The organism is Gimesia sp. (genome assembly GCF_040219335.1).
Classification (GTDB): Bacteria; Planctomycetota; Planctomycetia; order Planctomycetales; family Planctomycetaceae; genus Gimesia.
In genome coordinates this window covers 48,732-61,709 of the sequence record NZ_JAVJSQ010000038.1, presented here as the reverse complement: position 1 = coordinate 61,709, position 12,978 = coordinate 48,732, and the positions used below count along the sequence as shown (strand labels likewise).

At 47.0% G+C, this 12,978-nt stretch carries 9 protein-coding genes and 2 pseudogenes; 10 read left to right on the top strand and 1 reads right to left on the bottom strand.

Annotated features, from left to right (window positions below; genetic code table 11):
* Window positions 1–373: 373 nt before the first annotated feature.
* The 9 genes and pseudogenes from RID21_RS28270 (at window position 374) to RID21_RS28230 (ending at window position 10,368) form a co-directional block, all read left to right on the top strand.
* Window positions 374–952 (top strand): cysteine peptidase family C39 domain-containing protein, encoded by a 579-nt coding sequence (locus tag RID21_RS28270; RefSeq protein ID WP_350194815.1) that lies wholly within the window; start codon window positions 374–376, stop codon window positions 950–952.
* Window positions 953–963: 11 nt separating this feature from the next.
* Window positions 964–2,289, top strand: a complete 1,326-nt coding sequence (locus tag RID21_RS28265; RefSeq protein ID WP_350194813.1) for a hypothetical protein — start codon at window positions 964–966, stop codon at window positions 2,287–2,289.
* A gap of 37 nt (window positions 2,290–2,326) precedes the next feature.
* On the top strand, window positions 2,327–3,415 hold the full coding sequence (locus RID21_RS28260; protein ID WP_350194811.1) for a LolA-like protein: 1,089 nt from the start codon (window positions 2,327–2,329) through the stop codon (window positions 3,413–3,415).
* A 269-nt stretch (window positions 3,416–3,684) separates the two neighbouring features.
* Window positions 3,685–3,846: pseudogene (locus tag RID21_RS28255) on the top strand (DUF4339 domain-containing protein); the annotation flags it as partial.
* Between the two features lie 33 nt (window positions 3,847–3,879).
* A complete protein-coding gene (locus RID21_RS28250) occupies window positions 3,880–4,596 on the top strand; it encodes a hypothetical protein (RefSeq protein WP_350194817.1) in 717 nt (238 codons plus the stop codon).
* A gap of 121 nt (window positions 4,597–4,717) precedes the next feature.
* Window positions 4,718–5,839, top strand: coding sequence for a DUF1559 domain-containing protein (locus tag RID21_RS28245; protein WP_350194809.1), 1,122 nt, complete (start codon window positions 4,718–4,720; stop codon window positions 5,837–5,839).
* A 154-nt stretch (window positions 5,840–5,993) separates the two neighbouring features.
* On the top strand, window positions 5,994–7,292 hold the full coding sequence (locus tag RID21_RS28240; protein ID WP_350194807.1) for a 3-keto-alpha-glucoside-1,2-lyase-like domain-containing protein: 1,299 nt from the start codon (window positions 5,994–5,996) through the stop codon (window positions 7,290–7,292).
* 2 nt (window positions 7,293–7,294) lie between these two features.
* Entirely contained in the window at window positions 7,295–8,584 is a 1,290-nt protein-coding gene (locus RID21_RS28235) for a hypothetical protein (protein ID WP_350194805.1), read from the top strand.
* On the top strand, window positions 8,584–10,368 hold the full coding sequence (locus RID21_RS28230; RefSeq protein ID WP_350194803.1) for an ArnT family glycosyltransferase: 1,785 nt from the start codon (window positions 8,584–8,586) through the stop codon (window positions 10,366–10,368). The genes RID21_RS28235 and RID21_RS28230 overlap by 1 nt, the downstream gene beginning before the upstream one ends.
* Window positions 10,369–10,410: 42 nt before the next feature.
* Here RID21_RS28230 and RID21_RS28225 read toward each other — a convergent pair whose 3' ends face one another.
* Window positions 10,411–11,139: a carboxylesterase family protein gene (locus RID21_RS28225; protein WP_350194801.1), complete on the bottom strand. Its 729-nt coding sequence runs from the start codon at window positions 11,137–11,139 to the stop codon at window positions 10,411–10,413.
* 365 nt (window positions 11,140–11,504) lie between these two features.
* On the opposite strand from RID21_RS28225, the pseudogene RID21_RS28220 reads away from it, so the two are divergent.
* Window positions 11,505–12,959, top strand: a pseudogene (locus tag RID21_RS28220) (ISNCY family transposase).
* Window positions 12,960–12,978 lie beyond the last annotated feature (19 nt).

The following is a 12,978-nucleotide window of genomic DNA, read 5'->3' as shown; positions in this document are numbered from 1 at the left end:
GCTACAGAGCCCCGGTACCGGAAGCGAAGCTGTTCTGCTCGCCTGCTTCCGCTCCGCTCCAACAGGCGAGCAGAACAGCCATTGACACAAAAGAACACTGAGTCTTGTGACTGGTGTCATTCGTGGGGGCACGTCAATGCTCCAGTGCATCTTTTAATTCGTTAGTAGAAAACGGCGGCTCTGGAGAAGAGCCTTGGGCAACTAGAGACCGAAGTTGCATCGTATGCACCACCGGATTTTGTGGGACTGTGAAGACCGTACAGACCACCCAAGAAGCCAATTGCAATGGTGGCTAAATCAGCGTCAGTATTAACAAGGTCTCCTGCCCATTCAATTGGGCAGGTTTAATTTAATTCTTTATTTGAGAATTATTATGCATTCGATTTTTATCGTAGTCTCATTTCTCGTTGCGACAACAAATTCAGTGTCTAATGACTCTGAAATTGTATGGCGATCTGAAAGAGTCTGTGGAATAAACTCTCTGTACTTTTTACTAGTTCTAACTAATCATGAAGCTGACTATTTAGACATGCAGAGAAGTCTATTGAAAGAAGAATTAGTTAGTTTAGATGATATCAAGAGAACGGCAGAGTTGTACGGCTTACCAGTTCGAATAGCTCTATGTACTCCAAATGATTTGAAAGCTATGCAAGACCCAGTAATCGCCCATTTTGACACAGTTAATTTTTCAGGTTCAAGAAGCGGACATTTTGTAGTTATCTATGATACTGATGATAAAGGAGTTAAATATTTAGACGGAACTACTGGAGAATTAATGTTTGTTACCTGGAGAAATTTTGAACGATCCTGGTCAGGCTATGCTGTATTTCCAATAAAGTCACATCAATTCGATAAATCGTTATCGGTATTTTCATTTCTATGTGGTGCGATGTGTGGCTATCTATTTACACATCGAAAATCTAAAAGATTCTTGCTTTCCAAGAGTGCATGAGGAGAAGAGGGATGACGAACATAGATAGTAGTTACCATTCAAAGCTACTCTGTGGGCTGATGCTTATAATAATCTTGATAAAATCACCACGAGTACAGGGCGAAGAGATCCCGACACATGAAGAATTATCAGACATATACATAAAAAAATATAACTCCATTGAAAATATTTTATTTGAGTACACAAAAGTAAGTCAGACCTCTTTGATTGATGAAGAAGAGCTTTGGCAATCGTTTCACGTCATGCCATTTATCGAAAGTACAACGACCCTGGTATTGAACAACACTGGCAATTTTTATGAAGCAATACATAGCCGTTGGGATTTAGTTGAGCAGTCAGTATTTTCAAATGCAAAAGCCAATCATCCAGGTAAAAGAATAGATCAACTTGCTTTTAATGAATTACAAGCAATTATCAATCATGAAATTACAAAGGTTGTAAAAGAACCGATTCCTGCAAATATACTTCTGTATGATGGGAGCAAAGTCTGGAAACACTCAGAAGCATCCAAATTGACAACTAAAGGAAAATCTCGAAAAGTCTATACCATTCTTAATCCTGAGTCTCGCTCTAGTGCTATGCTGGGCACCACATTACTGGATAGACTACTGATTGCATTTACTATTCCTGACCTCCCTAAAGATAATGCCTTAAGACTAAAGAACCATTTACCCCACATGCTTGAGGCTGGAACTTTTAGCATTGCTCAAGATTTAGAAGAGATCTCTGGGCATGCATGTATTCTAATCAATTCATCATCTCAAAGTATTTGGTTGGATCCCAATTTTGGTTATGCAGTTCGTCAACGAACCTGGAAACATCATGATGGAAATATTGTCTACAAAATCGAAGCTGATCAATTTGAAGAAATCATTCCTGGAACCTTGTGGTTACCGAAAGTCATCAAGTCGCAGCAATATGGTATTGTTGAAATTGCCAATGGACGATATGCCGGCACTGCTCTCCATGAAAATATTGCAGAAGTTAAAAAGATCGAAGTAAATCAACCCTCTCTTGATAAATATTTCTCGATTGATGTTCCTGCAGGAGTTTGGGTGAATGATACTACGCTGTCACCAGAAGACAGCGATGGGAATAAACTCACGCCATCCGATAAAAATGTAACACCTTCCGTCAGCTATATTCAGCCTGCTGATCAGTCTGATCTTGATCAGGTGATTCAAAAAGCACGTTTGAAGGATGCAAGTAAATCCAAAGAGTCTCTGACTGAACCGAAGAGATCCAAGTTGAATAGTATTATTATTTGGTTCAATGTGGGGTTCATAATCATGATACTCATTTTTGTTTTCTATAAAAAATATTTTAGCCGTGCATGATTAATCGTCTCCTATTTTAGATTACGAAAATAATCTCATGAGCCATCAAGTAACTATCTCTCCAAACATGATATGCAAAAAGATCTTCTTAGGATGGGTGACACTCACATGTTTATTGTGGACCTCAATTGCTTTTTCTAAGTCTGGCCAGAAAAATTCTCTTAATGATGTTGTTCAACGAATCCAACGTTGGAATGACTCCCTTAAGAATATTGCAGTATTCATTGAAAGCCAGCATTTGAACCGTTCGAAAAATCAAATCGTAAGTTCAATCTATGCCGCTAAGGGTGAAATGCGTTTTTCTTCAATTTGGCATGGTCCAAAATCGGCAAGAGATCTTGACCCATTTTCCACTACCCAATTTTATAACGGCGATGTATTTGACCTTTTTTTCCATTTTTCTCGTAGATATGAAACAACAAAAAAACATGCCAATCAAGAGTTTTTGTGGAAAGTGCAAAAAACCATGTATTTTGAGTCGCTTGGATGGTGGCCTAACACTGACGCCTCAAAACCACCTACCACTCGAGGCCAACCTTGCTTTCTACCTGATATTTTAAAAGACCATAGGCTGCAATTAATAGGATCCGATATTGTTAGGGGTAGAGCATGCGATATATTGGAAATTCCAAATGTAGTCAGACTCTATATTGGCAAAAAAAATGGGATACCTTATCGGCGTGACCTTCTTCATAACGTTAACAACAGAGTGCATCCCTGGGCTACGTTTCACTTCAAAGACTATCGAAAAGAAAATGGGATACTGATTCCCCACACAGTTGAACGCATCTTTCCAGAACTCCACATCCATACGGTAGCTAAAGTTAAATTCTGCGAAGTAAATAGTGTTCCAGACGATTTCTTTTCCATCCCTCTACAACCTGGTTCGATGATAATCAATCGTGATACAGGTGAAACTACATTAATACCTGGTGGATTAGACTGCATGACACGTATGTTAAATTATGCATCAGCGAAAATCTCAAAAAAGAATAAAAAAACAACACAAAGTAAATATACCTCTTCCATGATATTTATTCTCTTTATTCTTGGGTGGATGTTAAACCTATTTGTCCCAGGATCTAAACCAAAGAATCGTTTTCAAGATCAGCCTAACGTTGAATAACGTCTTAGATTCATCAATTCCTGGGGTTCATCATTTCCTTACAAAAATATTGATAGTAACAGATCACAATACGGCCTTAATTTAGAATAATATATTGTAATTGAGACTAATTATTATTCATTGATCTATTCCTTCTCTTCGAATCAATCACTTTGCAAAAAGAAGTTCAAAACCAATTCATTTGTGTTTAAAATAGCGCTGCAATCTGAATACCGATCCTAGTTCACCACGATTGGCGAATCAGATGTGTTCCTCTCTGGAGTCGCTCGATGGATTCAATACCTGATCAATCAGTTCGCTGGTATTTGAAGCTTCCCGATCAAATTCATGGCCCGATTTCTTGCCATGATCTCCAACTTCTGATTAAGAAAAAGAGGATAAGCCCCGAAACTTTAGTTCGCCCTGAATCTTCCCATACTTGGCTCCCAGCAAGAGCATTTCCTATACTAATTTTTAAACAGGAAGTGGAACCTGATTCAGAATCGGCATCTCGTGCCGCGGCTAATCTGCTGGCAGAACGTGGAATTCGTCGTGCTTTCTCCAGTGCAGAAGAGGAAGATGAAACCGTTCTGAGTCGATTCGCAGGATTCACTTCCCGACTCAATCTGGACTGGTTGCGTGAACTCGTCTCCAATATTACAGAATTTCTGGCAGAGAAGCTGGAATTCTTCAAATACGTTTTTCGTCCCTGGGTTCTTGTCCCTCTGCTGTTGATGATAATTTCTGGACTGACAGTCAATTACTATGCCATTGACTGGTACCATCGCAGCATTGCTTATGAAACCTATTCCAATATCTGGTTCGATTTACGGAGGCTACGAGAAATGGATCTGGATGCTCGACAGTGGGATGAGTTTAAAGCAGGCGTCAAACCGAAAATCATGCAGATCAACCAGAGCATCGAGAAAGTCGCAACCACGAATGATCCTTACACAATGGAACTCCTCAGAGCGGGCAGGGACTGCCTGCCTCGGATGCTGGATGATGCACGAGAAATCCCCAGTTCGTCTGAGAAGCAGTTCGCCGTTCATATGAGTAAAGCAGAACGGCTGGTACATTCTGCTTCGGGAACGCCTCTGCCTGTGAATATGATGGGCCTGCTCGGTATGGTATTCATAGTACTCGATGTTGCCCTCGTTGGATTAGGGGCTGTGTTTGTTGTCAAAAAAATAAGAACTTAGCAGGGAACAGTGAATTTCTGATGCCCCGCATGCCAGAACGGCCAGAGATAAAATGAAATTGTGACCTTCCTTTAAATGAGATGCTTTAAGTGTCAGCACTACTGACCAGCAGGAGATGAACATGAAACATCGAAGAGGTTTTTCCCTGATTGAACTTCTGGTCGTGATCGCCGTGATCGGTATTATAATTGCCCTGGCAATACCAGCAATTCAAGCCTCGCGTCAGGCAGCTCGTCGAACCCAATGTCAGAATAATCTGAGGCAGATTGGACTGGCACTACACAATTATCACGAACAGTTTCAGACACTTCCCCCACTGGCTGTCTGGGGAGGCTCTCCCGGAGAACCGGCTGGAGGAGGAGAACTCCCCATCGGGCTCTACGATCGCGTGGCGATAGGAGCTTCCCCGGGAAATGAGCCGAGCCGGATGTACGCCAACTGGCTGGTCATGCTGTTACCTCAACTCGAACAGTCTACGCTCTACAACCAGTATCAGTTTAACCGGCCTGTGGCAGATGGTGACAATGTCGAAGTTCGAACTGCTGAGCTCTCGATACTGAAGTGTCCGAGTGACCCTCAAAGTGAATCCGGCAATCAATATCAGAGAGATTATCTGGCTGGAACTGCCAATAATATGTACTCTCGTGGAAACTATGCGATGAACTTCGGGCCCGATCGAGCATGTGCACGCGGGATGCAACCTGATTGTGATGATGGCTTCTTCGTCGACTCTGCGGATCTGGCAAACGAAAACAGCGTGCTCTGGGGATCGGGGGCCGGCGGATTCAATAAATCGTTTCAGTTTAAAGATTTCAAAGCCGGTCAGTCCAATGTGGTCGTAGCCGAAGAAGTGAGAGCCGGCATACATCCCGTTGACCCGCGGGGCACCTGGGCACTCGGGTATATCGGGGCCAGTGCAACAGCTCGACATGGGATAGTAGGGCGGAGAGAAGATTCATATGGTCCTAATAATAACAGTGCAGGAGCCGACGATATTGTCGGCTGCAGTGCACTGAAAGGCTCGCTATTCAGTGATTCAGAACTCATAGCTCAGGGAATGCCCTGCCACGTGAATAAACCGATCGAGTCCAATTCTCAGGCAACGGCCCGCAGCATGCATCCTGGTGGCGTATTTGTCCTGATGGGTGATGGTAGTGTGCATTTCATAAATGATTCTGTTGATATCAACACCTGGTACTCGATGCATACACGTGATGGAAGTCAGACTTCTTCAGCCCCCTGATTTCAGCGAATATATAATCCTCTCTCTGACCAAAGTTCATTTCTCCAATCAGACTGTCGAATAGAAGTTTACGTTAAGAGAAGCCATGCTCCGCAGATTTTATCTCGTCATCATAATTTTAGTGGCTCTACTATTGATAAATGCAGGTCTTCTGTTGCTTCAGCCTGCCTCAAGCACCTGGTTTTCAAAAAAGTGGGAACGCTTTCAGAACAGCGGAAAACGGGGCTTTGTGAAACGGGAATTTACCGACGATCAAGGTGTCACACACAATTATGTTGTTTATGTCCCCTTTGATCTGCCACCAGAGTCAAAGCCTCCGCTGATCCTGTTCCTGCATGGCGCGGGAGAACGGGGCACCGATGGCACAAAGTCTCTCGTTGCCGGGATTGGCCCTGCGATCTGGGAAACGAAACGCAACTTTCCGTTTGTGGTCCTGTTTCCTCAGGAACCACCTGCGAACACTGCTTACAGTCAGAAAGCATTTTTTCAAAATGTGGATCAAATGCTGGATTTCATGATAGAGGAATATCATATCGATCCAGATCGAATTTCGGTGACAGGAATCTCCCGGGGAGGCGATCAAAGCTGGTCTATTGTGGATGCTCATCCGGAGCGTTTCGCAGCAACAGTCCCCATTTCGGCCAGCTGTGAGCCGGAACTGATGAAACGAGTCGTGCAAACTCAGACCCCCGTCTGGAATGTGTATGTACGGGGCGATAATACCCGCTCAGGGCAACAGTACCGAAAGTTGTTTCAGGATCTGCTGGAAATGGGGTTCAGCCCCCATTTTACTGAGCTGAACGGGAATCTGTCCGAGGAATGGTGGAAGCATGATGCCTGGAATTTTACGAATCGCTGCCCGGCTGTCTTCCGCTGGCTGCTCGCTCAGAACCGTACGGAGAATTTGAATCAGACGAAGTTTCAAACGGTTTTTCCCGAAACGTCCCCTGAACACTGGCAACTCCCCTCTCCTGCCTGGAATCTTTCCGGGGGCGGCATACTTAATTCTGCAGGAACAGCGTCGGCTACTGAAGCTGATGCCCTTTTTCGAAACCCCTACCGAAACTATGAACTGCACTTTGAATTTAAGATTCAACGGGGCTCTGGTTGTTGTCTGAAATTCTATAAAGCCGATCAGAACGACGATCCTGGATTCTTCAAAATGAAGATCGTACTGCCCCAGACAGGCAGCAGTTCGGTCATTGATGAGCCTGGTGAGCAATGGCTGACCGATTCTGACAACCTGGCCCAACATGCACTCCTGCCAGATGACTGGAATGACCTTCGAATCAAAGTGGACTATTCGGGAATGAAGGTACTTCTCAATGGCTGGGAGCTGTTTTCCCTTTCTCCAGTGCAGACTCAGGAATTGAATGGAACTCTGTCCCTGGGATTGCCGGAAGCAGCGGGAAGTGTGGAATGGAGATATTTTCGCATCCGGGAGTTGGAATAACCATGCAAGCACTGGACCTCGGGCGAACAAGACGAACCATGCTGATGATGGGGGTACTGTTTTCTTTTGCAGCCTGTAGTGCCGCACTATTAGGCCAGTCGGCACATGGGGCTGAGACTTCCGATCAAAAGCAGATCCTTTCCGAAATCCTCTCGATCTGGCAGACCCGCCAGAAATCCATCCGCTATTTGAATGTCGTCTGGGAAATCGATCGCGGGCAACCGGAATTCGTCTGGAGTACTTATCAAACAGACGATAGTAGTCCCTCCCGTTCTACTTCCAGCGAACCGCACCGGCTCTCACTCTCAGAAGGCAAGGTTCGTTTTGAATCGCCGCGCTTGCATCAGGATGCACAGCTGGAATTCTCCGGCTATTCGCAAGTCCGCCACAAGGGACTTTCCGGCAGTGATAACAGCAAGGCGTTTGCGCTCGCACGAGAACAGGGTTTTACGGAAGATCATCCGCAACTGAGACCGCCGCATCAACTGACCAGCCTCTTCGACGGCAAACGACTGACAGACTATTTTCATGCAGCTGCGGGTGGCACCGATTTCACCCGGTTATCAGCAGTCGATCAGATTAGTGAAGGCCGGCATCCCTGGGTGGCACAGTCTCTCTATCGTCCCTGGCTTCTGGCCGTGCGTCCGTTCGGTCTGGAACAAAATCCGATTTCCCCCTCTGCATTTCAGCTTATTCAAACCGATGCCCGCCTGCGGGGACGCAGCTGTGTCGTCCTGGAATATCCAGGTCCCTGCGGGATGACGGGACGCTGCTGGGTGGATCAGCAGCGCGACGCCAGCATTCTACGAAATCTTCTCTTACGGGAGGGAAAGATCATGGAACAGGTCGATATTCAATACCAGAATACACCCGAGCATGGCTGGCTGCCGGAGAGCTGGACCCTGATCTTAAAGAGCCATTTCGAAGATTATCCGGGACGCAGGCGTTCGATGCAATTTGTGCATTGTGAATACGTCGAACTCGAAGTCCCAGAGCAAATTGATCCGAATGCGTTCCAACTGACCTATCCCCCGGGCACTTATGTTATCGATGAAATTCAGAAGCGGAATTCACTGATACAGGAAAACGGAAAGCCGCGTCCCCTCGCCGTTCATGAAACAGCGCAGTTGGACCTGTTGAATCACTTCAGCAGACCAGATCAAGGCGGCCTGCCTCTCTGGCTACTGATCTCAGCAGTACTGCTCGCTGCAGTCGGACTGATATCTCTCAAGCGTCGTTTCTCCCCCAGGAAACGAAATTCCACACAGAGTCAGAGTTCGGAGGCAGGTTGATGCCCCAGACAAGCATGCACAACCCAGAAGATCAAACGCAACCCGCGGCATCGACCACCGTCAAAGCCCTGGTAGCCTTGCTGCTCACAGTACACGCGGGCCTGTTAGCCTGGAGTGCGACAAAGCACAGCCCCAATCTGAATGAACACGCCCATCTGGTTGCCGGTATCAGTCACTGGAAGTTTGCTCGATTTGAACTCTATCGGGTCAATCCACCCCTGGTGCGCATGGTGGCTGCCCTGCCCGTCCTATTCTCAGATGCGAAATACGAATGGAGCGGCTTTTACGAATCGCCCGGAGCTCGCCCGGTTTTCACCCTGGGACCAGAGTTCATTCACGTGAACGGCGCTCGGTTCATCTGGTACCTGACGCTAGCCCGCTGGGCCTGTATTCCTTTTTCTCTCCTCGGAGGCTATCTCTGCTACCGCTGGGCGAAAGACCTGTATGGCTCCTGGGCGGGAGTCTTCTCTCTGACGCTCTGGTGTTTTTCTCCAAATATCATTGCCCACGGACAATGCATTACCCCAGACTGCGGCGCAACTGTGTTGGGCCTCGCCGCCACCTATGCATTCTGGAAATGGTTGCAGTCCCCCCACTGGATGCAGATGGTCATCGCTGGCGTCGTACTGGGGCTGGCAGAACTGACCAAGTCGACGTGGATTATTCTGTTTGGACTCTGGCCACTGATCTGGCTGGTCTGGTTCATTACCAGGGCCACCTCCCCCAACACTCCCTGGCACCGACAGGCCCTGCAACTGGGAACGATCCTGTTGCTGGGCGTCTATCTGTTAAATCTGGGCTACGGTTTCGAAGGTTCGTTCACTCAACTCAAAGCATTCCAGTTTGTCAGCGAAACGCTGACCGACGTTGAGAGAGACAAAGAGGAGCGAGTGATTTCGGAGAGGCAGAACCGTTTCCAGGATTCCTGGATCGGAGCACTACCAGTTCCGCTTCCCAGCAATTACTTGCTAGGGATTGATGTGCAGAAAAAGGACTTCGAAGATTTCGGCCGCGAATCCTACTTACGTGGCGAATTTCGCGACAAGGGCTGGTGGTACTACTATCTATATGCCCTGACGATCAAAGTGCCCTTGGGTTACTGGATTCTCTTTGGTCTCACTATGGTCCATGCCTGCTGGCTTGGCTCTTCTGTCAGGACAACCTGGCAGAATGGCTTCGTTCTGGCAGTTCCAGCACTGACCGTTCTCATCCTGGTCAGTTCCCAGACCGGTTTCAATCATCACATGCGCTATGTGTTGCCAATCTTTCCCTTCGCCTTTATCTGGATGGGGCAATCAGCTTTGTGGTTTATTGAAAAGAAAAAGATTGCTGCTTTAGTAACCAGTATTAGTCTTACTTGGGCTCTTGGCTGCAGTATATGGATCTATCCTCACTCCCTAGCTTATTTCAACGAACTTGTTAGAGGTCCATATAACGGTCATCAGCACTTGCTCCACAGTAATATCGATTGGGGACAAGACTTACTTTTTTTAAAGCAATGGATTAGGGACCACCCTGAGGCAAAACCTTTCTACATGTGCTATTACAGCTATTTTGATCCACGGGACCTGGGTATGGATTATCTATTGCCTCCCGTGAATGAAGAACAGAGCACTAATTTCCAACCGCCACCGGGCTGGTATGCCATCAGTGTAAACTACATGAAAGGGTACGGCTGGCGATACCCCAAAAATGGTTTTGCCTATTTCCAAAAATATAAACCGGTCGATACAGCTGGGTACTCAATCTACATCTATCGTATACCAGAATCGGATTTAAGGTGATAGTCATGAAAAAACTGGAAACGTGATTCCCCCCATCAAATCTCAACGTCTCTTATACCGGTTCTGTTGGAACATCCAGTTCATCATTGGACTGGGTTCCTGATAACTCTCCTCCCAGCAGTTGTGACCAATACCCGGTAGTTCGTGATAGACAACTTTAGCATTCACCTTCTGCAGTGCATGAACCATCTCTCTGGAATACGAAACATTGATGACTCTATCATCATCTCCATGTACCACCCAGATGGGAATCGCTGACATTGTGGAAGCATTTTCGGGATTTCCCTGCCCACAGAAAGAGGCTATGGCAGCGAAGAGATCTGGGTGACGTGTCGCTAGACTCCAGCAACCGCTCCCTCCCATCGAAAGACCTATCAGATAAACACGGTCAGGATCAATCTGTGGATGAGACTGGATCGTTTCCTGAATTAGTATCGCGACTTGATCTGTTACCTGCCACATCCCCCACCAGAATTCAGATGGGCACTGCGGCGCCATAACATATGATTCATACTTTTTCCGCCAGAGTGGCGTTGCCAACTGTTTGGGCAGGGTCTGCAACTGCTGATAGTTGTCACTTCCCCTGCTTCCCGCACCATGTAAAAAAACAACTAAAGGGTACTTTCGTCCCGTTGACAGGTTCTCTGGTGACATAATTCGATAGGGAATTGTTAGTATTCCATTCTGAAACTCACGGGAGATCTGATCTTCTACAAATTTATTTTTTATCTTTTCATCAACGTGTGGAAGATTATTAAGTGTCTCATCCATTCCCTCTCCCCAGTAAAAGAATAGAATGAGTAGATTCGCTAGAATTTGAATTAAGAACGCGAGCGTAAGAAATCGCCGAACCGAATGTAGTTGAAATAATTTAGTACCACTACGTTCAGGCATTATCGCACATTTCATATCCACTTGATCTGCTGTCATACTTCACCGACTTTTTCTGAGAAATTATTTCAACCATTTTACTACAGAATTAGACTTAGCTAGTGTCCGACCCAAAAGCGTTTTGGTTCGTAAATAATAGCGTGAAATTGTAAGAACGCTCCTCGAAGATGAAGCATTGATTCGTTTCACTTGTTGAAAAGACCAGTAAAACGGAATCAACACATTCAATCTTCGAGGAGCCAATGATGAGAAAATCATACTCGAATCAGCTGCGACTGGACAGCATTCCGATCGAACAGGTAGCGTTAAATCTGGAATCGCGGGACCGCATCGTTCCTATTTTTCGCGCTCTGCAGTTCCTGTATTCGGACCGCAAACTTATCGATGAAATACTGCAGTGGATTGCCGCCGACGTTAACAGCGACAGTCACACTGACACAGGTCGAACGGGGATGGAATACTGGCATATCTGTGTGCTGGCAGCCGTGCGACTGGGCTGCAACTTCACCTTCGATCAATTGCAGGACCTTGCTGAAAATCACCGCAAGCTGCGCGGCATCATGGGAGTCGGCGACTGTGATGACAGGTCCTTCAAATGGCGAACCATCCGCAACAACATTCGACTCCTGCGACCGGAAACCATTGCACGCATCAACCAGGCCATCGTCAGTGCAGGACACGCGTTTGATCCCGCTGCGATCGACAAGGTGCGGGCCGATTCGTTCGTGATGGAAACGAACATTCATTATCCCACGGAAAGCAGTTTGCTGTACGACGGGCTGCAGAAAATCATTCCTCAGTGCGTGAGGCTGGCCGAAGCACACGGCGTGAACGGATGGCGTCAGTATGCTCACCTCTTGAAAAAAATCAAACAACTCAATCGAGACATCAATCGCATCGCGACAAAGAAAGGCTCCCGCTACAAAAAGCGACTCCAGCCGCTTTATCGCGAACTCCTGCAAAAAACGGGCGCCTTGATGCAGCGTGCGCGCGACCTCTGCCTGGTCACCGGCCAGCGGCTGCCGGAGATCGCCGACCTGTTCGGGCCGAACACGCTGCAGGCGTTGATCGTATGCACAGAGCGCGTCGCGGACACGGCCCGGCGTCGTATCTTCCACGGCGAAACAGTTGCCAACAGCGACAAGCTCTTCAGTATTTTCGAGCCGCATACTCAGCTTTACAAACGTGGCAAGGCCGGTCAACCGATGCAGTTTGGTCGGCAGGTTCTGGTGTTCGAAGATGCCGCTGGCTTCATTGTGCGCGCTATTTTGATGAAACGCGATGAAGGCGACAAACAAGTGGCAGTCCGTGAAACGAAGTCTTTGCAAAATGACTTTCAAAACGGTGTGAAGCGTCTGTCGTTCGACCGTGGGTTCCATTCACCCGACAACCAGAGGGAAATGTCTGAGCTTGTCGATCATCTGTGTCTTCCCAGAACCGGCGTCAAGCAGTAGGCGGTTCAACTGGACGATAACGAGTTTCGATCGGCTCAGAAGAATCATTCGGGAGTGGAATCAATGATCGGAGCGTTGCAGAGCGGGAACGCGCTGAAGCGATGTCGCGACCGTTCGGAGATCGGTTTTGAACGCTACCTGCAACTGGGCATTCTGGGGCGAAACCTGCACACGCTCGGTCGGATGCTCATCGCCCGGGAGAATCAAAACGCGGCCGCCGCTCACAGTCGCCGCAAAGCGGCCTGAGACAGTCGCGATCGATACG